We start from the raw sequence: 21,458 nt of genomic DNA, 5'->3' as shown, positions 1-21,458 counted from the left end.
CGTTCGAGAACTGTGCGTAACCATCCGCGCACGCGTTCGTTGATCGGTCTGACGTGCTGTTCCGAAGATCGGATCGCCAGAGGGAGGGATGCATGGGGAGGACCGCAAAGAGGGCGGGGACGGCGGAGACGACGAAGAAGCCGACGCCGGAAGCGGTGAAGGGGGAAGAGGCCGAGCGCATCAAGCGCGAGGTGCTCGGTGTCGGAGACCGCCGCAAGCACCACACGCGCAAGGCGACGCGTCTCCAGTCCCACGCCAAGGCCGCCGACACCCGTCACCGCGTCTACCGGTTCCGCTTCTACCCGACCGAGGAGCAGGCCGAGCAGTTGGAGCGGACGTTCGGGGCGTGCCGGTGGGTCTACAACGAGGGGCTGGCGCTGCGGTCCGGGGCCTGGGAGCGGCATCGGGTGAATGTGGGGTTCGCGGAGACGTGTCGGGCGTTGACGGGTTGGAAGCGGGCGGAGGGGACGGCGTGGTTGGCGGAGGTGTCGTCCACGGTCCTCCAGCAGTCCTTGCGTGATCTGGATCAGGCGTATACCCGGTTCTTCAGGAGTGAGGCGAGGTATCCGAGGCGGAAGAAGAAGGGGCGGTCGCGGGACACGGCGACGTATGTGCGTACGGGGTTCCGGTGGGTGGAGGATCCGGAGCGGCCGGGTACGGGGTCGATCACGCTGGCGAAGCAGTCAGGGCCGTTGGACGTGCGGTGGTCGAGGGAGTTGCCTGCCGGGGTGGTTCCGGTGCGTCTGTCGGTGTCGCGGGATCGGGCGGGCCGGTTTTTCGTGTCGACGCTGGTGGAGGAGCTGATAACGCCGCTGCCTGCGGTGTGCGTGCCGGGGACGGGGGAGCCGCGGGCGGTGGGGCTCGATCTGGGGTTGGCGTCGCTGGTGACGTTGGATGACGGAACGAAGTTCGATCATCCGCGGCTGTTGAGGCGGTATGGGGAGAAGCTGGCGCGGTTGCAGCGGGAGCTGCACAGGAAGGTGCGGGGTTCGAGGAACCGGGCGAAGGTCCGGCAGAGGATCGCGCGCCTGTATGCGCTGATCACGGATGTGCGCAGGGACATGTTGGATCAGCTGACCACCCGCCTCGTGCGCGAGAACCAAGTGCTCGTGGTGGAGGACCTGTCCGTCGCGTCACTGTCGCGTGTGCGGCGTGGTAAGGGGCGGCGGCGGAAGTCGAGGCTGAACGAGGCGATCCTCGACGCGAGTTGGGGTGAGTTGTTGCGGCAGCTGCGGTACAAGTGCGAGTGGTACGGGCGGGAGCTGGTGGTGGTGGACCGCTTCTTTCCGTCGACGCGTCGTTGTTCTGCCTGTCATGCGGTGGGCGAGCGGCTGGACGTCTCGGTGCGGCGGTGGACGTGTTCCGGGTGCGGGGCGGTCCATGACCGGGATGTGAATGCGGCGGTGAACCTTCGGGACGAGGGGCTGCGGCTGCTGGCCGCATAGATGCGGCCGGTGCGGCCGATGCGGTACGGACCGACGGGCCGTCGGCCGGAAAGCCTGTGGAGCCCTTGTAAGACCGGCCGGGCGCAGCTCACAGGGCTGTGGGTGGTCGGCGGCGGGCCGTGAAGCAGGAATCAAGGTCAAAAGACAGTTGCTCGGGCTCGCTCGAGAATTTCCGCGAAGTTCACATGCCTTCGGGTACTGACAGATCCGATGGACGCGAGGTAGCGTCCTGACCCAGTTCGCTCATGTGGACTACACCAACCACCTTCCTACAACGGATCGTCCGGCACGTTCCTGCCGGTAGAAGGGGGCCTCAGAAGCATGGCCACTGTTACGTTCGACAAGGCGACCCGGATTTACCCGGGCTCCACGAAGCCCGCCGTCGACGCGCTCGAGATCGACATCGCGGACGGCGAGTTCCTCGTCCTGGTCGGCCCGTCCGGCTGCGGTAAGTCCACCTCGCTCCGCATGCTCGCGGGGCTCGAGGACGTCAACGGCGGTGCGATCCGCATCGGCGACCGTGACGTCACCCACCTGCCGCCGAAGGACCGGGACATCGCCATGGTGTTCCAGAACTACGCGCTGTACCCGCACATGTCGGTCGCCGACAACATGGGTTTCGCGCTCAAGATCGCCGGCGTGAACAAGGCGGAGATCCGGCAGAAGGTCGAGGAGGCGGCGAAGATCCTCGACCTGACCGAGTACCTGGACCGCAAGCCGAAGGCCCTCTCCGGTGGTCAGCGCCAGCGTGTGGCGATGGGCCGCGCCATCGTGCGTGAGCCGCAGGTGTTCCTCATGGACGAGCCGCTGTCGAACCTGGACGCCAAGCTCCGTGTGTCGACGCGTACGCAGATCGCGTCGCTGCAGCGCCGTCTCGGCATCACCACCGTGTACGTCACCCACGACCAGGTCGAGGCGCTGACGATGGGTGACCGCGTGGCGGTCCTGAAGGACGGTCTGCTGCAGCAGGTCGACACCCCGCGCAACATGTACGACAGGCCCGCGAACCTGTTCGTCGCCGGCTTCATCGGTTCGCCGGCGATGAACCTCGTCGAGGTCCCGATCACCGACGGTGGCGTGAAGTTCGGCAACTCGGTGGTGCCGGTGCAGCGTGACGCGCTCGCGGCCGCCACCGACAAGACGGTCACGGTGGGTGTCCGCCCGGAGCACTTCGACGTGGCCACCGGCGTGGAGAAGGGTCTCGCGGTCACCGTGAACGTGGTCGAGGAGCTCGGCTCGGACGCCTTCGTCTACGGCAGCGCCCAGGTCGGCGACGAGACGAAGGACCTCGTGGTGCGCGTCGGCGGCCGTGACGTCCCGGAGAAGGGCAGCACGCTGCACGTCGTTCCGCGTGCCGGCGAGACCCATGTGTTCTCGACGTCGACGGGTGCCCGTCTGTCGGACTGACCGGCCCGACGACGTGAATGGCGCCTGATTAAACTCCGGCGATTCACTCTGGTCGGTGAAAAAGGCCCCGCAGCCTGCTGCGGGGCCTTTTTCCGATGCGCGCGAAATCCCCGGCACAGCGGACATTTCGACGTGCGGCCGTCAACGTCCTACCCGAAAAGGAGCAAAGCTCCATCCCCCGTACGGGTGACTCATTGTCGCGGGCTCATTACTGCACGCTACCCTCTCACGCGTGAAGCACTCCGCGAACCACTCCACCACCCAGCGCACGCGCAGCGGCCGGGGCGGCCCAGCCCGCCGGATCGGCCGCTCGCTCGCTCTCGTCCTGCCCGTCGTCATGGTGCTCTCCGGGACCCTCGCGGTCACCCGGGTCAACTGGTCGGGGAACCCCTCGGATTCGGTGCTCACCGCCTCCGACGTCTCCGCCGTGCACCAGTCCTCGCGGAAGGCCGCCAAGGCGGCCCCGCAGGACGTGTTGCGCGACCAGTTGCTGTCCGAGCTCCAGGAGAAGGATCCGGGCGTCGCCCTGACCCATCTCCAGGCCGCCGTGAACGGTAAGCCGTCGTTGGCGCGGCACTGTTCGTCCATCGCCCGCGCGCTGGGCCGCGCGGCGGTCCGTATGTACGGCCCGTCACGGGCACAGTCGTACTCCCGCCCGGTGTGCGACACGGCCTTCGCGTCGGGCGTCCTGGCGGCGCGCGGCTGAGGGGCCACCGGGCCCGGTGCCCGTTCCGGAGCGTGCGGCTCCCCTCCCGCCGGGGGAGCCGCACTCCTGCCTGCGCACGGGCGGCACGTACAGTGCGGTCATGACCGATCCGCACGCCGCGTCCCGTCCCACGCAAGCCGTCATCCTGGCCGGTGGCCAGGGGTCGCGCCTGCGTCCCTACACCGATGACCGGCCCAAGCCGATGGTCGAGATCCCCGGCACGGGGACGCCGATCATCGGCCATCAGCTCGTCTGGCTCGCCGAGGAGGGCGTGACGGACGTGGTCGTCTCCTGCGGGCATCTCGCCGAGGTGCTGCAGGACTGGCTGAAGACGGCCGATCTGCCCGTCGACGTCACGACGGTCGTCGAGACCGAGCCGCTGGGCCGTGGCGGTGGCCTGAAGTACGCGGCCGCGCGTCTCCCCCGTCCCGACCGGCCCTGGTACGCCACGAACGGTGACATCTGGACCCGTTTCTCGCTGCGCGAGATGGCCGACTTCCACGCCGAGCGCGACGCGATAGCGACGCTGGCCCTGGCGCGCCCGCGCATTCCGTGGGGTGCGGTGCAGACGGACGGCTTCGGTCACATCACGGACTTCATCGAGGCGCCGCCGACGACGTACGAGATCAACGCGGGTGTGTACGTCTTCTCGCCGGCGTTCGCCGGGCTGCTGCCGGAGCGCGGCGACCACGAGCGCACGACGTTCCCGCATCTGGCGCGTGAGCGGCGGCTGGCGGGCTTCCCGATTCCGCAGGGGGCGTACTGGCGGGCCATCGACACCGCGAAGGATCTGACGGAGGCGGCGAAGGAGCTGGCCACACAGGGTCGCTGAGGATCGCTGCGGGTCGCCGGGGGTCGCCGGGGGCGGTCTGAAGGTCGCCGGGGCGCCTGTGGGGCGCTGGGGAACGCTCCCCCGGTCCGGGCGCTTCGTGATCGGCTGCCGGCCCGGGCGGTCTGCCGCGGGTCCGGCTGTCGGCGCGGTGGGTCGGCCGGCCGGTCCCCGGGCCCGGGCAACCGACGAAGGGTGCCGTGCGCTGCGAGCGCACGGCACCCTTCGTGTTCTCCGGGGGCGGCGGGGTGGGTGCTGTCCGAGGTCCCACTGTGTGGGCGCGTTCGGACCCTCCCCGCTCGTGGCCGGGCCGGTCGTCCTACCCGAGGAGGCCGCCGACGAGGCCGGGCTGGCCGGAGGAGGTGGAGCCGCCGCCGTTCGAGCCGCCGTCGGAGCCGCCGGAGCTGCTGGTGGAGCCGCCCGAGCTGGGGCCGGAGCTGGTGCTGGGGGCCTGCTGCTGCGGGGCGGAGTGCTCCGGCGGGGCCTGGCCGGCGGTGCCCTGGGTCTGGCTGGGCGCTCCGCCGCCGGCGCCGGAGGTGCCGCTGTCGCGGGACTCGGAGGGTTCGCTGTCGGCGCCGGCCGTCGGGGCGGCCGAGGTGGCGTCCTGGGTGGGTGAGGCGGAGGCGGCCGGCTTGCGCGAGGCCTTGTGCGTGTCGGACTTCCCGGGCAGGGGCGAGCCGGGCAGTTCGTTGCGCGGGGGCTCGCCGGGGCCGGGGACGATCACGCGGTCGGCGTCGCGGACGGCGCCGCCGAGCAGGGAGCCGGTCAGCAGGGTCAGTCCGACGACGATCGCGGTGACGAGGACGCCGCGGCGCAGGACGTAGCGGCGCAGCTCCCAGATGTCGGAACGGGGGCCGAGACGGCGCCAGGCGCCGGCGGCGAGGCGGCCGTCGATGGAGTAGACGGGGGCGCCCGCGATGATCAGCGGCGACCAGGCGGCGAGGTAGATGATGTGGGGCGTGTCGTAGACCGGGGTGGTCTTCCAGCTGACGGTGACGATGAGCGCGGCGGAGAGTCCGGCGCCGACGACCGCGGCGATGCGCTGCCAGCAGCCGAGCACGGTGAGGACGCCCACGACGACCTGGAGGAAGGCGATGACGAGGCCGGAGCCGACGGGGTGGTGGAGGGCGAACTGGCGCAGGGGTTCGGCGACTTCCCAGGGGTGCAGGGTGTTCAGCCACTTCACCATGGAGCCGCGCTTGCCGCCGTCGAAGTAGACCGGGTCGCAGAGCTTGCCCATGCCGGCGTAGATGGAGATGAAGCCGAGGAAGATGCGCAGCGGGAGCAGGACCACGCCGAGGTTCATCCGGCGGCCCGGGAAGTAGGCGTGGCGGGCGGGGTCCTCGCCGTGCCGCCGGGTGCGGGGGGCGGGTGCCCGGTCCGGGTCGGGGCCGGTGTCGGTCGGGCCGAAGTCCTCGAACTGGGCGTCGTCGTAGGCGGGTTCGTCGTAGGCGCTGTCCACGGTGCGCATGTGCGGCAGGATGCGGTGTTCGCCGGCGGCGGGCCGGCGCTGGGCGCCGACGACGGGGGTCTCGAGGGTCTGTGCGGCGAGGGCGCCGTCGTATCCGCGGTCGTCGACGCCGACGCGGGGGATGACCTGGGTGGCTCCGGCGTCGGCGGCGGGCGGTTCGCCGTGGCCGATGCTGCCTGCCCGCACGGCCTGGAGCAGTCGGTGGGCGCCGGTGTCGTCGGGGGCGGACTTGCCGCTCCAGACGACGGCCCGACGGCGGCCCGCGGAGGCGGCGCCCGCTCGGCCCACCGTCCCGACGGCGGCCATGCGCGCGGTGTCATCGATGGCGCTCACATGCCGGGCGATCCGCGGGGATTGGTTACGCCGCGTCGACGCGGCCAGCTGCACGCGGAAGCTCGCGTGGCTGACGATGATCTGCGCCGGGTCGCTCGGCACCTTCACCATGCTCAGCGCGGGAGCGTCGTCGAATCCCGACGAGCGGTCCCCCGTGGGTGTGCGGGGTGTTCTGGTGTCCACACTCATCTAACCGAGTGACGTGTGGTTAGGACACTGCTTTGACCCGCCGGATCTGTCCGGACTCCGTCAAGGTTGCACTACGCGCCGGGATTAACCCGTTCGGGTGAACTCGCGGACATGCGTTCCCGCGTCTTCGAGCGTGCCGGCGGAGACGACAACCGGCGTGTCGCCGGGTGTCGCCGGGCATGTCGTCGAGCCCACCCGAGCCGCGTCAGCTCCTGCGGCGAGCCGCCTCGTACAGCACGATGCCCGCGGCCACACCGGCGTTGAGCGACTCCGCGCCGCCCGGCATCGGGATGCGGACGCGGAAGTCGCAGGTCTCGCCGACGAGTCGGGACAGCCCCTTGCCCTCACTGCCGACGACGATGACGACCGGGCCGTCCAGCGCCTTCAGCGTGCCGACCTCGTGCTCGCCGTCGGCGGCCAGGCCGACCACCGCGATGCCGGCCTTCTTGTAGGCCTCCAGGGCCCGGGTGAGGTTGGTGGCACGGGCGACCGGGGTGCGGGCGGCCGTGCCGGCGGAGGTCTTCCAGGCGCCGGCCGTCATGCCGGCCGCGCGGCGCTCGGGGACGACGACGCCGTGCCCGCCGAAGGCGGAGACCGAGCGGACGACGGCGCCGAGGTTGCGCGGGTCGGTGACGCCGTCGAGGGCGACGATCAGCGGGTCCTCGCCACCGTCGTAGGCGGCGGCCGCCAGGTCCTCGGGGTGCGCGTACTCGTACGGCGGGACCTGGAGGACCAGGCCCTGGTGGTTGAGGCCGTTGGTCATGCGGTCCAGCTCGGGACGCGGGGCCTCCATGAGGTGGATGCCGCCGCGCTCGCCGGCGAGCTGCAGCGCCTCGCGCACCCGCTCGTCGTTGTCGATGAACTGCTGGACGTACAGCATCGTCGCGGGCACGCCCTCGCGCAGCGCCTCGACGACCGGGTTGCGGCCGACGACCATCTCGGACGTGCCCTTGCCGCCGCGGCCGCGCGGCGCGGGCCGGCGCGCGGTCTGCTTCGCCTTGGCGTTCGCGATGCGGTTCGCCTTGTGCTTCTTGCGCATCTCGGCGGGCGGGGTCGGACCCTTGCCCTCGAGGCCCTTGCGTCGCTGGCCGCCACTGCCGACCTGCGCGCCCTTCTTGCCGGACATGCGGCGGTTGTTGGCTGCCATGTGTCTCTCGTCTCCGTGAGCTTCGTACGTATGTCTTATGTGTCTTATGCAGTGTGCCGCCCGGACGGCCGGGCGGCACAGTCGATCAAGGACGGGACTCCTCGCGGAGTCCCGTCGCGGCGCTAGCGCGGGCCCAGTGTCCAGCGCGGACCCTGCGGGCCGTCCTCGATGGACAGGCCGGACTGGGCGAGCTGGTCGCGGATGGCGTCCGCGGTCCCCCAGTCCTTGCGGGCACGGGCCGACTCGCGCTGGTCGAGGACGAGCCGTACGAGGCTGTCGACCACGCCGTGCAGGTCCTCGCCCCGGCTCTCCTCGTCGGCCCACTGGGCGTCCAGCGGGTCCAGGCCGAGGACGCCGAGCATGGCGCGGACCTCGGCGAGGCGGGCCACCGCGGCTTCCTTGTCGTCGGCGGCGAGGGCCGAGTTCCCCTGCCGGACCGTGGTGTGCACGATGGCCAGCGCCTGCGGGACGCCGAGGTCGTCGTCCATCGCGTCGGCGAAGGCGGGCGGCACCTCGGCGGCCGGCTCGACGACCCCGCCGGCCTTCTCGACGACGCGCTGCACGAAGCCCTCGATCCGCGCGAACGCCGACTCGGCCTCGCGCAGGGCTTCCTCGCTGTACTCGATCATCGAGCGGTAGTGGGGCGTACCGAGGTAGTAGCGCAGCACGATCGGGCGCCACTGCTTCACCATCTCGGAGACGAGGACGCTGTTGCCCAGCGACTTCGACATCTTCTCGCCGGCCATGGTGACCCAGGCGTTGTGCACCCAGTACCGCGCGAACTCGTCGCCGAAGGCCTTGGCCTGGGCGATCTCGTTCTCGTGGTGCGGGAAGATCAGGTCGAGGCCGCCGCCATGGATGTCGAAGACGGAGCCCAGGTACTTGTGCGCCATCGCCGAGCACTCGAGGTGCCAGCCGGGCCGCCCGCGGCCCCACGGCGTCTCCCAGCTCGGCTCCCCCGGCTTGACGGACTTCCACAGCGCGAAGTCGCGCTGGTCGCGTTTGCCGGTCTCGCCGTCGCCCGAGGGCTGGCGCAGGTCGTCGAGGTCCTGGTTGGACAGCTCCAGGTAGCCCGGGAAGGAACGCACGTCGAAGTAGACGTTGCCCTCGGACTCGTAGGCGTGACCGCGCTCGACGAGGCCGCGCATCATCTCGATCATCTCGGGGACGTGCCCGGTGGCGCGGGGTTCGTAGGTGGGCGGCAGGCAACCGAGCGCCTGGTAGCCGTCGTTGAACGCGCGCTCGTTCTCGTACCCGATCGACCACCAGGGGCGGCCCTGGGTGTGCGACTTGGCGATGATCTTGTCGTCGATGTCGGTGACATTGCGGATGAACGTGACGTCGTAGCCGCGGTGGGCGAACCAGCGGCGCATGATGTCGAAGTTCAGGCCCGAGCGGATGTGCCCGATGTGCGGGGCGGCCTGCACGGTGGCGCCACAGAGGTAGATCGAGACACAACCCGGTGTGAGCGGGGCGAAGTCACGGATCTGCCGGGCGCTGGTGTCGTACAGGCGAATAGTCACCACTCCAGGGTAGTGGGCGCGGGGCGATGTCCGACACCTCCTCCGGACGGCCGGCTGCCGGTCGCGGGAGCCGGGACGGGCAGTCTCGGGAGCCGGGACAGGCGGGCGAGGGCGCGGGGCGGGGGGTCGGGCCGTCGTCCCGACGCGGCGCCCCATGGCCTCGCCGTGGCCTCGGCCCGGCGCGCTCAGGCCTGTCGCACGACCAGAGCAGTCGCCACCGCCATCAGGCCTTCGCCGCGGCCCGGGAAACCCAGCCCGTCCGTCGTCGCTCCGGACACGGACACCGGCGCGCCCGCCGCCTCCGACAGCAGCTTCTGGGCCTCGTCCCGGCGCTTGCCGATCTTGGGGCGGGGTCCGACGACCTGTACGGCGACGTTGCCGATGAGGAAACCGGCCTCGCGGACGATCCGGGCCGCCTCGGTGAGCAGCGTGACGCCGGACGCGCCGGACCACTCGGGGCGTCCGGTGCCGAAGTGCTGCCCCAGGTCGCCGAGTCCGGCGGCGGAGAAGAGCGCGTTGCAGGCGGCGTGGGCGACGACGTCCGCGTCGGAGTGTCCGGCCAGTCCGGGTCCCTCGCCCTCCCACCTGAGGCCGGCGCACCACAGTTCGCGGCCTTCCTCGAAGGCGTGGATGTCGGTGCCGATGCCCACCCGGGGCAGCGGCACGGCGCCGAAGGGCGGCTCAGAAGCCATCGTTGAGCCTCCTGCGGGCCAGCACCGCTTCGGCGAGGATCAGGTCGAGGGGGCGGGTGACCTTGAAGGCCTCCTCGTGACCGGGGACGACGACGACGGTCAGTCCGAGCTGCTCGACCATGCTCGCGTCGTCGGTGACGTTGTCCGTGACCGTCTCGTGGGCGCGGACCAGCGTGGCGCGGTCGAAGCCCTGCGGGGTCTGCACGGCTCGCAGCCGGGCGCGCTCGGGGGTGGCGACGACCGGTTCGGGGTCGCCCGCGGTCTCGGCCGGCCGGACCTCCTTGACGGTGTCGGCGAGCGGCAGCGCCGGGACGACCGCCGGGGCGCCGTCGCGTACGGCCTCGATGACGGCGTCCACCGTGTCGACGGGGACGAGGGGCCGGGCGGCGTCGTGGACCAGCACGATGTCGTGGCCGGGCGGCAGCGCGTCCAGGCCCAGTTTCACGGACTCCTGGCGGGTTTCGCCGCCGGGGACGACCAGGAAGTCGGTGCGGTCGGGCAGCGCGTGCGCGTCGAGGAGGGACTTCACCTCCGCGGTGCCGTCCGGCGGGGCCACGACGACGACGAGGGAGACCGCGCGGGACGCGGCGAGCGCGCGCACCGCGTGGATCAGCATGGGCGTGCCGCTGAGCGTGCGGAGCGCTTTGGGGGCGCCCGGACCGAGGCGGACGCCTCGCCCGGCGGCCGGAATCACCGCCGCGGTGCGGGTCGGCGCGGGGGAGGGACGCGAATCGTCAGACATCGGTTCCTGTCAGGTTTGTGTGCTGGCCTGGCGTGGGTATGGCCTGGGAAGTGCCGGGCGCGACGCCTTGACCGGACCCTTCCGTGACGCGCCGGTCAGGCGGCAGCCCGGGCCCGGCACACCAAGTATCGGGGGATCTTCACCCTCGTGGGGCGGATCGGCCGACTCGTCGGGCGGTGCGCACCGGGGGAGGCATACGGAGCAGGTGCAGGGCGCGCGGCGGTGTCCGGGCGCGGACATGCCGCAGCGCCCGGCGACGGGAATTACGTCATCGGGCACCGCGGCAGTTCAGTGTTCTTCCGTGTGCTGAGGCCGGTCCAGGCCCGGCGTCAGGACGCGAGAACCTCGTCGAGCAGGGCTTCCGCCTTGTCCTCGTTGGTGTTCTCCGCGAGCGCGAGCTCGCTCACCAGGATCTGGCGAGCCTTGGCGAGCATGCGCTTCTCACCTGCGGAGAGTCCGCGCTCGCGCTCACGACGCCACAGGTCACGCACGACTTCCGCGACCTTGATGACATCGCCGGAGGCGAGCTTCTCCAGATTTGCCTTGTAACGACGCGACCAGTTTGTGGGCTCCTCGGCGTACGGCGCGCGCAGCACCTCGAAGACCCGGTCCAGCCCGTCCTGACCGACCACATCACGCACGCCGACGAACTCCGCATTGTCCGCTGGCACACGTACCGTCAGGTCACCCTGGGCGACCTTCAGGACCAAGTAGGTCTTGTCCACGCCTTTGATCTGGCGAGTTTCGATAGCCTCGATCAGCGCGGCCCCGTGATGGGGATAGACCACGGTGTCGCCAACCTTGAACGTCATGTGACAGGTACCCCTTCCGTGGCTATCCAGGGTAACACGGAAACTGCGGTTCCTGAATGGCGTTTTCGCAGGTCAGGGCATATCTCGGGGCTTGACAACTGCAACAGGAACGTGCTGCGGAGGGTCGCCGGAAGCGGGTATTCGCAGGTCGGAGCCACTGTCCGAGGGGGGTGAAACGCGTACGTTACACGCATCCGGAGTCCCGCCCGAACGGCCGAACGTCCACATATGTCCGCTTGCGCGCGTGCGACTTCCGCTACTCCGTTCGGAGCGCCTGGCCGGTTACCGTTCGTTTCCGGAATTGATCATCGGCCGTTCGGTCGAGGCCGTGATCAATTCCCCGGACGGCCTCGCATTCCTTCACGGAAAATCCGCGAGTGCGCGTCGACCGCGCTTATGTGAATGACGGACGAGCGGGCGGACGACCGGTGAAGCCAAAGTGGCTGACGGGTTGCTTCTGCCTCTTGGGACGAGAGTGACGGAAGTGACGGGGCCCACTCGGGACGGGAGGGACGAACCCCCGTCGCGCGTCGGGTTCGGCCCGAGATCGCCGAAGAGGCGGGTCGGGTGCGGCGGCACGGGAACGGCTCGATAACCTGAGGCCCCTGACTGATCCTTAGGGCGGCTTTTGTTCGGATGAAGGCCGCCCGTGCGTTCAAGGAGTTGCAGCCGCCGTGAGCAGCAGCCTTCGACGCGGCGCCCTCGCCGCTTCCGCCATCGCGTTCTCGATCGCCTCGCTCGCCGCCTGCGGCGCCGGAAACGACTCCCAGACCCTGGAGATCAAGCCGGACAACGCAGCCGCCCAGGTCGGCGAGATCAAGCTGCAGAACGTCGTCGTGATCACCCAGCCCGACCTGGAGTCCACCGGGCCGGCCGTCGTCTCGGCGACCGTCTTCAACGCCGACGACGATCCGCAGACGCTCGACTCCATCACCCTCGACGGCACCGGCAAGTCCGCCGAGCTCAAGCCCGCCAAGGGCAAGGGCGCGCTGACGGTCCCGGCCCACGGCTCGCTCGTCATCGGCGGCGCCGGCAACGCCTCCGCCGTCCTGCCGAACAGCCGTGAGGCCGTCAAGAACGGCGACGCGCAGGACATCACCTTCACCTTCAGCAAGACGGGCGCGGTCAAGCTGGCCGCCTTCGTCGTGCCGGCCGAGGGCTACTTCTCCGGCTGGGGACCGAGCAAGATCCCGACCGCCGCGGCATCCCCCTCCAAGAGCGCCTCGGCGTCGCCCTCGGAGTCGGCGAGCGCGGGCGGCACCGCCGAGTCCGGCTCCCCCTCCCCGTCCGGCTCGGCTTCCGCGAGCGCCTCGAACAGCGCGGCAGCGGGCAACTGAGGCCCGTCCGCACCCCGGACACGCGCGGAGGGCGGCACCCGGTCCGGGTGCCGCCCTCCGCGCTTCACACGGCCGCCGCCGGGCCGCGTACGGCCTACGGCTCGAACTTGTAGCCCAGGCCGCGCACCGTCACCAGGTAGCGCGGCGCGCCCGGGTCCGGCTCGATCTTGGCGCGCAGGCGCTTGACGTGGACGTCGAGGGTCTTGGTGTCGCCCACGTAGTCGGCGCCCCAGACCCGGTCGATGAGCTGCATGCGGGTCAGGACGCGCCCGGCGTTGCGCAGCAGCATCTCCAGCAGGTCGAACTCCTTGAGCGGGAGGTCGACCTTGGAACCGGAGACCGTCACCACGTGCCGGTCGACGTCCATCCGGACCGGCCCGGCCTCCAGGGCCGCCGGCGTCACCTCCTCGGGCTCGCCGCGGCGGCGCAGGACGGCCCGGATGCGGGCGACCAGCTCGCGCGAGGAGAAGGGCTTGGTGACGTAGTCGTCGGCCCCTATCTCCAGGCCGACGACCTTGTCGATCTCGCTGTCCTTGGCGGTCACCATGATCACGGGGACGTTGGAGCGGCCGCGCAGCTGGCGGCAGACCTCCGTGCCGGGCAGCCCCGGCAGCATCAGGTCGAGGAGCACGAGGTCGGCGCCGTTGCGCTCGAACTCGTCGAGTCCATCGGGCCCGGTGGTCGCGACGGCGACCTCGAAGCCCTCCTTGCGGAGCATGTAGGAAAGGGCGTCGGAGAAGGACTCCTCGTCCTCGACGACGAGCACTCGGGTCACGGAAGGACCTCCGGGGCGGAAAGCGTCTGGTACGCGGTCGAATCGGGGGATGAGGCGCGGGACGGGGCCCGGGGCGAGGGGTGGGAGGAGGGGATGGCGACCTCGTCGAGGTCGTCGACGTCGTCGACCTCGTCCGGGTCCGGATACTGGTCCGCGCGGTCACGGGCCGCGCCCGCCTCCGGCAGTCGCAGGGTGAAGGTGGAGCCCTGGTTCTCGGCGCTCCACACCGTGACCTCCCCGCCGTGCGAGGCGGCCACGTGCTTGACGATCGCCAGTCCGAGGCCCGTACCGCCCGTGGCACGGGAGCGGGCCGGGTCGACGCGGTAGAAGCGCTCGAAGATGCGCTCCTTGTCCTTGTCGGAGATGCCGATGCCCTGGTCGGTCACGGCGATCTCGATCTGGTCCCCGCCCGGCGCGCTCACCCGGCGGGCGGCTATGCCGACGCGGGTGCGGGCGGGCGAGTAGTTGACGGCGTTCTCGACGAGGTTGCCGAGGGCGGCGGCCAGCTGGCCGCGGTTCCCCCAGACGCGCAGCCCGAAGGCGTCGTCCTCGAGCGGTACGCCGGACGGGTCGAGCCCTTCGGGCGCGCCCACGTTCGAGGCCATGGTGATCTGCTTGGCGCCGGCCTGGTGCCGGCAGCGGTCGACGGCCTCGGCGACCAGCTCGGCCACGCCGACCGGCTCCGCGTCCTCGAGCGGATCGTCGTTCTGCACCCTCGACAGGTCGATCAGCTCCTGGACCAGGCTGGTCAGCCGGGTGGCCTCGATCTGCATACGGCCGGCGAACCGTTCCACCGCCTCCGGGTCCTCCGAGGCGTCCATGACGGCCTCGGAGAGGAGCGAGAGAGCGCCGACCGGGGTCTTCAGCTCATGGCTGACGTTCGCCACGAAGTCCCGCCGGACCGCCTCGATACGACGGGCCTCGGTGAGGTCCTCCACCAGGAGCAGCACCAGCCGGGAGCCCAGCGGGGCCACCCGGGCGGACACGGCGAGGGCTTCGCCGCGCCCGGTCCCGCGCCGGGGAAGGTCCAGCTCGACCTGGCGTATCTCCCCGTCGCGCCGGGTGTCCCGGGCCATCTTCAGCATGGGCTCCACGCTGAGCCGGCCGCCGCGCACCAGCCCGAGGGCGTAGGCGGCGGAGCTGGCCTTGACGACGGCGTCGGCCTCGTCGAGGACGACGGCGGAGGACCGCAGGACGGACAGGACGGTGTCCACGCCGGGCGGAAGCATGGGGTCCGTGTGCAGCGAGGTGCGTGTGGGCCGCTTCTGCTCCCGCTCGCTCCAGCGGAACGCCAGCACGGCGATGACACCGGTGAGCACACCGGCGATCGCTGCCGCTGCGGCGACCGCCGCGTTCACGTTCATGCCCTCAGGTTAGGCACGCCATCCGTCCTGGCCACAGCTACGGAGGTGCGACCTCGAACACTCGTCGCCCAGAGTTCACCTTGGAGCCAGTGGTGGTTCATTTGGGGTGACGGAAATCGACGCGTACGGGGCGGACCGTGGCACCGTGGGGGCCCGGAGCCCGAGAAGGACCCGGACTTCAGCAGGAGCGGACCCCGGCGAACCCGAGCCCGAACCCGAACCGAACCCCGAGAACGACGTACGAGAGGGAACCCTGATGCGGGACGCGTACCACGAGGAACTGGACTCGATCGGCGACAGCCTGGTGGAGATGGCCCGGCTGGTCGGGTCGGCGATCGGACGCGCCACGACCTCCATCCTCGACTCCGATCTGAAACTGGCCGAGAGCGTGATCGAGGCCGACCAGCGGGTCGACGAGCTGCAGCACGACCTGGAGGCGCGGGCCATAGCGCTGCTGGCCCGGCAGCAGCCGGTGGCGACGGACCTGCGGATCGTCGTCACGTCCCTGCGGATGTCGGCCGACCTGGAGCGGTCCGGCGACCTCGCCCAGCACGTGGCGAAGCTGGCCCGGCTGCGCTTCCCGGGCCGCGCGGTCCCGCACGACCTGCACGCCACGATCCTGGAGATGGGCCAGCTGGCGCAGCGCCTGATGGCGAAGGCGGCCGAGGTCATCATCACCAAGGACGTCGACCTGGCGCTCCAGCTGGAGCAGGACGACGACGAGATGGACCTGCTGCACCGCACGCTCTTCCAGCACCTGCTGGACGACAAGTGGAAGCACGGCATCGAGACCGCGGTCGACGTGACCCTGCTCGGCCGCTACTACGAGCGGTTCGCCGACCACGCCGTGGCCGTCGCCAAGCGGGTGGTGTTCCTGGTGACGGGCGAGCACGCGGACGAACTCCAGCAGGACCTGCCGCCGGAGATCCAGCCGACGGCGGGCTCGGGCGCCACCGGCGCCGACGCCGGGACAGAGGCGTAGGCCGGGGCGGAATCCGGGGCGGCGCGCGGGCGGGGGCGAAACCGGGCGGCGCGCGGGCCGGGGCGGAACCGGGGGCGTGGGCCGGGGCGGGGGTGGCGGGACGCGGGCCGGGGCGTGCCGGATCCGGCTCCGGGCGTGCGCAAGCCACTGTGCGCCGTTGATGCGCCCAGGGGAACGGGCATGCAATGGGCACAGGCCCTACGCCTCCGGGAGGAACCCATGGCAGAGTCCCCCAGCGCTCCGACGTCCGACCCCACCCAGGAACACCCGACCGAGCAGCCCGCCGAGATCAGGAACCTGATGCTGATCGGAGCGTGCGGCTGCGGTTCCGGGTGCGGCTGCGGCTGCCAGTCGGGCAGCCCCTGCCAGTGCGGCTGAGGCCACCGAGCGACGTATGCCGGACGAGGGCTCCGGCGCCGGTCGACCGGCGCCGGAGCCCTCGTCCGTACGCGCGTCCCCCGCGACCCGGCCCGCCTGCCCGCCCGCCGGGGCGCCGGGTCGCCCCGATGGGCGGGCAGGCGCAGCATGGATACGCGGGGGCGAAGAGACAGACCGGTGCGAGATCGGAAGGGGGCGGGCAGTCATGACCCGCTTCATGGACGTCCACCACGGCATGCACGGCATCACGGCCGACCAGCTCCTCGAGGCCCACCGGGCGGACCTCGCCATCGAGGGTGAGGAGAACGTGCACTTCGAACGCGCCTGGGCGGACCCGGAGTCCGGAACCGTGTACTGCCTCTCCGAGGCGCCCTCGGCGGAGGCCGTGCTCCGTGTCCACGAGCGCACCGGTCACATGGCGGACGAGATCCATCCGGTGCCGTTGGTGGTGTGAGGCGGCGCGGCCGGTCGTGCCGTCAGGGCTTGACCGCTGAGACGGCCGTGACGGTCACCGTGTTGTCGCACTCGGCGAACTGACCGTCGTTCAGAGCCACTTGGTGCGACCCGGAACCCGGCAGGCCGACCACGACGGTCGGGTACACGGACGGAACCGCGCCGGACTTGCAGTACCCGTCGCCCTCGCCCTGCACCTGCACGAACGTCAGCTTCGTCCACGCCTTGCCCCCCGGCGCCAGCTTGACCGGCGACGCGGACCCGGTGGGTGTGACGGCGAGCGGGGAGTTGTGCTCGGGAGAGCCGTTGCCGGCGCCCGCGACCGACGGATGCCCCTTCAGCACACACGCCTTCCCGGAGACGTTGACGAACTCGACGATCGCGGCCCCGGTCCCGGTGCCGACCGGTCGCTCGGTGGCCTGCCACGCGGAGACCTCGAGGCTCTTCGCGGCGCAGGCCGCGACGGCGGCGGGCGCGGGCGCGGATGCGGACGCGGCGGGTTCGGTGGGCGCCGTGGTGGCGGGGGCGCCGGGCGCCGAGGCGGTGGGGGTCGCGGGGGTGGCAGGAGCGGCAGGGCTCGATGCGGTGGGCGTCCCGGCGGCGGTGGGGGCGCTCGCGGACGGAGAGGCCGCGGGCGAGGAACCCGCCGGCGCCGGCGCCGACTGCGCGGGCTTCGACGACGACTCGGTCGGCTGGCACGCCGTCACGACGAGAGCGGCCGACACGACGACGACGGCAGCCACGGCCTTCCTGACCCCGCCGCCGCCCGTTCCGCGCTGACGACCGTTCACGCCGTTGCCGTTCTTGACGCCGCCGTTGCCGTTGATGCCGTTGCCGTTCATGCCGTCCCCCGAGGTTTCGGTCGGCGAGGGCGCTCGCCCCAGCCGTACTGCTCAGCGGCACAGACGGGACGGAGGGCTCACCGGGTTCGGTCGGTCGCCGATCTGTGACGCGGCGGTGACGAGATGCCCGCTCGCCGTGGAGATCTGGGACCGGACGGGCCTGGCCCGCACGATGCTGGAGGCCGCCGCCGTGCTGCGCGGTCAGCTGATCTACGTCAACGGACGGGAGCAGGCCCGCATCGACCTCGTGCCGCCCCCCGAGGTGCACGACCCCTGCCCAACCGGCTGACGGCCCACAGACGGCCAAGCCCCACCAAAAAGCCCCCGCCCCGCGATGAACTCGCAGGTCGGGGGCTTGCCGGTGTCGCGTTACTTCTTCTTGCCCTGGTTCTTCACGGCTTCGATTGCTGCTGCGGCCGCGTCGGGGTCGAGGTAGGTGCCGCCGGGGTTGAGGGGCTTGAAGGCGGCGTCGAGTTCGTAGGAGAGGGGGATGCCCGTCGGGATGTTCAGGCCGGCGATGTCGGCGTCCGAGACGCCGTCGAGGTGCTTGACCAGGGCGCGCAGGGAGTTGCCGTGGGCGGCGACCAGGACCGTGCGGCCGGCGAGGAGGTCGGGGACGATGCCGTCGTACCAGTACGGGAGCATGCGGACGACGACGTCCTTCAGGCACTCCGTGCGGGGGCGGAGCTCCGGCGGGATCGACGCGTAGCGGGGGTCGTCCGACTGGGAGAACTCCGTGCCGTCCTCGAGGGCCGGGGGCGGGGTGTCGTAGGAGCGGCGCCACAGCATGAACTGCTCCTCGCCGAACTCCGCGAGGGTCTGGGCCTTGTCCTTGCCCTGGAGGGCGCCGTAGTGGCGCTCGTTCAGACGCCAGGAGCGGTGAACCGGGATCCAGTGGCGGTCGGCAGATTCGAGGGCCAGCTGCGCCGTGCGGATCGCGCGCTTCTGGAGGGACGTGTGGACCACGTCGGGCAGGAGGTCGGCGTCCTTCAGGAGTTCGCCACCGCGGACCGCCTCCTTCTCGCCCTTCTCGTTGAGGTTGACGTCCACCCAGCCGGTGAACAGGTTCTTCGCGTTCCACTCGCTCTCGCCGTGGCGGAGGAGGATCAGCTTGTACGGTGCGTCGGCCATGCGTCCGAGCGTAATCGACGGCTCCGGTCGGTCGTACATCCGCTCATACAGCGGACATACCGGGGGCACGCCGACGACGATTGACCGTTTCTGTTAATCGAGTGGCCTCCTCCCCCGCTTCCCTCGTAAGTTCTGAGAGCCGCCTGCGCCGCTTACATCCGGGGGATCCGCCATGCCCGTCGCCGTCCTGAGACGTGCCGTCCGAGAGACGCTCTCCGGACTGCCCCGCGAGTTCTGGTGGCTGTGGACCAGCACCCTCGTCAACCGGCTCGGCGCGTTCGTCGCGACCTTCATGGCGCTGTACCTGACGCTCGACCGCGGCTACTCCGCCTCCTACGCCGGGCTCGTCGCCTCGCTGCACGGGCTGGGCGGGGTCGTCTCCTCGCTCGGCGGCGGGGTCATGGCGGACCGGCTCGGACGGCGGCCGACCCTGCTCGTCGCGCAGACCTGCACGGCCGCCTCCGTGGCGCTGCTCGGGTTCGTGGAGCATCCGGTCGCCATCGCCGGGGTGGCGTTCCTCGTCGGGATGGCCTCCAACGCCTCCCGCCCGGCCGTGCAGGCGATGATGGCCGACATCGTGCGGCCCGAGGACCGGGTCCGCGCCTTCTCGCTGAACTACTGGGCCATCAACCTCGGGTTCGCCGTCTCCTCCATGGCCGCCGGGTTCATCGCCGAGGTCAGCTACCGGGCCGGCTTCCTCCTCGAGGCGGGGATGACGCTGGTCTGCGCGGTCGTCGTCTTCCTCAAGCTGCCCGAGTCGCGGCCCGTGCCGACGGACAAGGACGTCCGCGACGGCGACTCCGTCGGGCTGGGGACGGTCCTGCGCGACGGGCGGTTCATGAGCGTCGTCGGGTTGTCCTTCCTCGTGGCGCTCGTCTTCCAGCAGGGCGGCGTGGGCCTGCCCGTGGCGATGGGAGCCGCCGGGTTCACGCCGGCCGACTACGGCATGGCGATCGCCGTGAACGGCGTGCTCATCGTCGTGCTGCAGATCCCCGTGACGCGGTTCATCGAGCACCGCGATCCGCGAAGGCTCCTGGTGATCTCGTCGGTCCTCGCGGGGTACGGCTTCGGGCTCACCGCCTTCGCCGGGTCGGTCGGCGTCTTCGCGCTCACCGTCTGCGTGTGGACGCTGGCCGAGATCGTCAACGCCCCGACGCAGACGGGGATCGTCGTCCGGCTCTCCCCCACCCACGGCCGCGGCCGCTACCAGGGCATGTACACGCTGTCGTGGGCGGTGGCGTCCCTGGTGGCCCCGGTGATGTCCGGTGTGGTGATCGACCGGTTCGGCGCGGCGTGGCTGTGGGGGCTGTGCGCGGTCGTCGGGACGGCGGCGGGCGCCGGGTACGCCGTACTCATGCGGCGGCTGCCGGACGAGGAGCCCGTCGCGGCCGACGCCCCTGCGACGAAGGGCTCCCCGGTCACCGGAAGCCAGGTCACCGAAGGTCCGGTCGCCGAACGCCCGGTGACCGAAATGCCTGTGACCGAGAGGCCGGTGGCCGCCGCGAAGCCCGAGGTCGGCGCCGTCTGACGCCGGGGCGCGGCGCACTCGCGGACGTCAGGAGTGCATTCGCGCCCCCTTCAGGGCCTTGTCCACCGCGTTCCTCGGGCCGTACACGGCCAGCCCGACCAGATCCAGCTCGCCGGTGGGGACGGCGCGCACGGCGGCGCGGTTGTCGCGGTCGTTGCCGGTGGCGAAGAGGTCGCTCGTGAACACCGCGCGCGGGAGGGACCGGGAGAGCACGCGCGCGTGAGCGGCCTTCAGGGTCTCCTTGGCGCCCTCGAAGACCAGCACCGGCTGGCGGAACATCGGCAGGCAGGGCACGCCGTCCGCGTCCTCGTACGGCTCCCCGATCACCTCGGGGAGCTCCGTGCCGAGCCCGCTGACCAGGAACGCGGTGACGTTCAGCCGCTGCCAGGTCTCCAGGTCCTCGCGCAGCAGGACGGCGATCTTCGTGTCGAAGCGGATGGGTTCACTGTTCATGCGCTGAGACTGCCGATCGGCGGACGTCCCCGTCTTGTACGTTCTTTGCATGGCAGCTCGGCAGGAGGTCTCCGCCTGGCGTCCGGCCGTACGGGGCGTCGTGGAGGTCTTCCACGCCCACTTCACCGGATACGCCTACCCGATGCACGTCCACGAGGCCTGGACGCTGCTCATCGTCGACGACGGCGCCGTCCGCTACGACCTGGACCGGCACGAGCACGGGACGCCGCACGACACCGTCTCGTTGCTGCCGCCGCACGTGCCGCACAACGGGTCGCCGGTCACGTCGGACGGCTTCCGCAAGCGGGTCCTCTACCTGGACGCCGGCGTGCTCGGCGAGAACCTCATCGGGGCCGCCGTCGACGCACCCGACCTGCGCGATCCCGTGCTGCGCCGACGGGTCGGGCAGCTGCACTCCGCGCTCGCGCGGCCCGGGGACGAGCTGGAGGCCGACAGCAGGCTGGCGTTGATCGGGGAGCGGCTGCGGGTCCATCTGCGGGACCGGCGGCGCCCCGGCCCGCCGCGCCGCGATCCCGGCCTGGCCCGCCGCCTGCGCGAACTGCTCGACGAGCGGGTCGTCGAGGGCCTGGCACTGGAGGCGGCGGCGGGGCTGGTGCGGGCCCATCCGGCGCATCTGGTGCGGGCGTTCAGTGGAGCGTACGGGATCGCGCCGCACCAGTACCTCACCGCCCGCCGCGTGGACCTGGCCCGCCGGCTTCTGCTGGACGGGCGGCCGCCGGGCGAGGTCGCGGCGGCGGCCGGGTTCTACGACCAGGCCCATCTCACCCGGCACTTCCGCAAGTTGGTGGGGGTCACGCCGGGACGGTACGCAGACGGACGGACCTCCTCCGCCCGCTGACGGCGGCCTGTTCCCCGCATCCGCCCCTCACCCCCGTGGCACCGGCGCCGGCCGGCGGGC

At 71.4% G+C, this 21,458-nt stretch carries 22 protein-coding genes; 11 read left to right on the top strand and 11 right to left on the bottom strand.

The window, feature by feature from the left end:
- Positions 1 to 92: 92 nt before the first annotated feature.
- From OHS82_RS23020 to OHS82_RS23005, 4 genes are all read left to right on the top strand, one after another.
- Positions 93 to 1,445, top strand: coding sequence for an RNA-guided endonuclease InsQ/TnpB family protein (locus OHS82_RS23020; RefSeq protein ID WP_328434387.1), 1,353 nt, complete (start codon positions 93 to 95; stop codon positions 1,443 to 1,445).
- Between the two features lie 321 nt (positions 1,446 to 1,766).
- On the top strand, positions 1,767 to 2,852 hold the full coding sequence (locus OHS82_RS23015) for an ABC transporter ATP-binding protein (RefSeq protein ID WP_057579169.1): 1,086 nt from the start codon (positions 1,767 to 1,769) through the stop codon (positions 2,850 to 2,852).
- A gap of 232 nt (positions 2,853 to 3,084) precedes the next feature.
- Positions 3,085 to 3,558, top strand: coding sequence for a hypothetical protein (locus OHS82_RS23010; protein ID WP_057579173.1), 474 nt, complete (start codon positions 3,085 to 3,087; stop codon positions 3,556 to 3,558).
- Between the two features lie 100 nt (positions 3,559 to 3,658).
- The gene (locus OHS82_RS23005) at positions 3,659 to 4,390 is read left to right on the top strand and encodes a nucleotidyltransferase family protein (RefSeq protein WP_057579422.1); all 732 of its coding nucleotides are present in this window, start codon (positions 3,659 to 3,661) and stop codon (positions 4,388 to 4,390) included.
- A 316-nt stretch (positions 4,391 to 4,706) separates the two neighbouring features.
- Here the strand turns inward: OHS82_RS23005 and OHS82_RS23000 are convergent, their stop codons facing one another.
- The 6 genes from OHS82_RS23000 to OHS82_RS22975 all read right to left on the bottom strand — a co-directional run bounded on the left by OHS82_RS23000 (position 4,707) and on the right by OHS82_RS22975 (position 11,296).
- Positions 4,707 to 6,380, bottom strand: coding sequence for a DoxX family protein (locus OHS82_RS23000; protein ID WP_328434386.1), 1,674 nt, complete (start codon positions 6,378 to 6,380; stop codon positions 4,707 to 4,709).
- 205 nt (positions 6,381 to 6,585) lie between these two features.
- Positions 6,586 to 7,527 (bottom strand): 23S rRNA (guanosine(2251)-2'-O)-methyltransferase RlmB, encoded by a 942-nt coding sequence (gene rlmB, locus OHS82_RS22995; RefSeq protein WP_057579177.1) that lies wholly within the window; start codon positions 7,525 to 7,527, stop codon positions 6,586 to 6,588.
- Between the two features lie 122 nt (positions 7,528 to 7,649).
- Positions 7,650 to 9,050, bottom strand: a complete 1,401-nt coding sequence (gene cysS, locus OHS82_RS22990) for a cysteine--tRNA ligase (RefSeq protein ID WP_057579424.1) — start codon at positions 9,048 to 9,050, stop codon at positions 7,650 to 7,652.
- A 185-nt stretch (positions 9,051 to 9,235) separates the two neighbouring features.
- Complete coding sequence (gene ispF, locus OHS82_RS22985) at positions 9,236 to 9,742, bottom strand: 2-C-methyl-D-erythritol 2,4-cyclodiphosphate synthase (protein ID WP_057579178.1); 507 nt, start codon at positions 9,740 to 9,742, stop codon at positions 9,236 to 9,238.
- Positions 9,732 to 10,484, bottom strand: a complete 753-nt coding sequence (ispD, locus tag OHS82_RS22980) for a 2-C-methyl-D-erythritol 4-phosphate cytidylyltransferase (RefSeq protein WP_328434385.1) — start codon at positions 10,482 to 10,484, stop codon at positions 9,732 to 9,734. The genes ispF and ispD overlap by 11 nt, the downstream gene beginning before the upstream one ends.
- A 329-nt stretch (positions 10,485 to 10,813) precedes the next feature.
- Positions 10,814 to 11,296: a CarD family transcriptional regulator gene (locus OHS82_RS22975; RefSeq protein ID WP_003953493.1), complete on the bottom strand. Its 483-nt coding sequence runs from the start codon at positions 11,294 to 11,296 to the stop codon at positions 10,814 to 10,816.
- Positions 11,297 to 11,970: 674 nt separating this feature from the next.
- On the opposite strand from OHS82_RS22975, the gene OHS82_RS22970 reads away from it, so the two are divergent.
- Positions 11,971 to 12,633: a hypothetical protein gene (locus OHS82_RS22970; RefSeq protein ID WP_057579184.1), complete on the top strand. Its 663-nt coding sequence runs from the start codon at positions 11,971 to 11,973 to the stop codon at positions 12,631 to 12,633.
- Positions 12,634 to 12,727: 94 nt separating this feature from the next.
- Here the strand turns inward: OHS82_RS22970 and OHS82_RS22965 are convergent, their stop codons facing one another.
- Positions 12,728 to 13,408: a response regulator transcription factor gene (locus tag OHS82_RS22965; RefSeq protein ID WP_015659563.1), complete on the bottom strand. Its 681-nt coding sequence runs from the start codon at positions 13,406 to 13,408 to the stop codon at positions 12,728 to 12,730.
- The gene (locus OHS82_RS22960) at positions 13,405 to 14,772 is read right to left on the bottom strand and encodes a sensor histidine kinase (RefSeq protein WP_057579185.1); all 1,368 of its coding nucleotides are present in this window, start codon (positions 14,770 to 14,772) and stop codon (positions 13,405 to 13,407) included. The genes OHS82_RS22965 and OHS82_RS22960 overlap by 4 nt, the downstream gene beginning before the upstream one ends.
- A 256-nt stretch (positions 14,773 to 15,028) precedes the next feature.
- Here OHS82_RS22960 and phoU point away from each other — a divergent pair, with 256 nt between their 5' ends.
- From phoU to OHS82_RS22945, 3 genes are all read left to right on the top strand, one after another.
- Positions 15,029 to 15,754, top strand: a complete 726-nt coding sequence (phoU, locus tag OHS82_RS22955) for a phosphate signaling complex protein PhoU (RefSeq protein ID WP_057579187.1) — start codon at positions 15,029 to 15,031, stop codon at positions 15,752 to 15,754.
- A gap of 219 nt (positions 15,755 to 15,973) precedes the next feature.
- The gene (locus OHS82_RS22950) at positions 15,974 to 16,132 is read left to right on the top strand and encodes a hypothetical protein (RefSeq protein ID WP_199863797.1); all 159 of its coding nucleotides are present in this window, start codon (positions 15,974 to 15,976) and stop codon (positions 16,130 to 16,132) included.
- 205 nt (positions 16,133 to 16,337) lie between these two features.
- A complete protein-coding gene (locus tag OHS82_RS22945) occupies positions 16,338 to 16,586 on the top strand; it encodes an SCO4226 family nickel-binding protein (RefSeq protein ID WP_057579189.1) in 249 nt (82 codons plus the stop codon).
- Positions 16,587 to 16,608: 22 nt separating this feature from the next.
- On the opposite strand, the gene OHS82_RS22940 is transcribed toward OHS82_RS22945, so the two are convergent.
- Positions 16,609 to 17,427: a DUF4232 domain-containing protein gene (locus OHS82_RS22940; protein WP_328434384.1), complete on the bottom strand. Its 819-nt coding sequence runs from the start codon at positions 17,425 to 17,427 to the stop codon at positions 16,609 to 16,611.
- A gap of 115 nt (positions 17,428 to 17,542) precedes the next feature.
- On the opposite strand from OHS82_RS22940, the gene OHS82_RS22935 reads away from it, so the two are divergent.
- Positions 17,543 to 17,716, top strand: coding sequence for a hypothetical protein (locus tag OHS82_RS22935; protein ID WP_328436185.1), 174 nt, complete (start codon positions 17,543 to 17,545; stop codon positions 17,714 to 17,716).
- Between the two features lie 80 nt (positions 17,717 to 17,796).
- On the opposite strand, the gene OHS82_RS22930 is transcribed toward OHS82_RS22935, so the two are convergent.
- On the bottom strand, positions 17,797 to 18,558 hold the full coding sequence (locus tag OHS82_RS22930; RefSeq protein WP_057579203.1) for a phosphoglyceromutase: 762 nt from the start codon (positions 18,556 to 18,558) through the stop codon (positions 17,797 to 17,799).
- A 172-nt stretch (positions 18,559 to 18,730) separates the two neighbouring features.
- Between OHS82_RS22930 and OHS82_RS22925 the strand changes: the two genes are divergently transcribed.
- Positions 18,731 to 20,086 carry an MFS transporter gene (locus OHS82_RS22925; protein WP_328434383.1) on the top strand — a complete coding sequence of 452 codons (1,356 nt, stop codon included), beginning with the start codon at positions 18,731 to 18,733 and terminating at the stop codon, positions 20,084 to 20,086.
- A gap of 27 nt (positions 20,087 to 20,113) precedes the next feature.
- Here OHS82_RS22925 and OHS82_RS22920 read toward each other — a convergent pair whose 3' ends face one another.
- On the bottom strand, positions 20,114 to 20,539 hold the full coding sequence (locus OHS82_RS22920) for a DUF2000 domain-containing protein (RefSeq protein ID WP_057579206.1): 426 nt from the start codon (positions 20,537 to 20,539) through the stop codon (positions 20,114 to 20,116).
- Positions 20,540 to 20,588: 49 nt separating this feature from the next.
- Between OHS82_RS22920 and OHS82_RS22915 the strand changes: the two genes are divergently transcribed.
- Positions 20,589 to 21,398, top strand: coding sequence for an AraC family transcriptional regulator (locus tag OHS82_RS22915; protein WP_328434382.1), 810 nt, complete (start codon positions 20,589 to 20,591; stop codon positions 21,396 to 21,398).
- The last annotated feature ends 60 nt before the right edge of the window (positions 21,399 to 21,458 follow it).

The organism is Streptomyces sp. NBC_00425 (assembly GCF_036030735.1).
Classification (GTDB): domain Bacteria; phylum Actinomycetota; class Actinomycetes; order Streptomycetales; family Streptomycetaceae; genus Streptomyces.
Note: the sequence above shows the minus strand (reverse complement) of the source record. Positions and strands in the feature narration are given on the sequence as shown.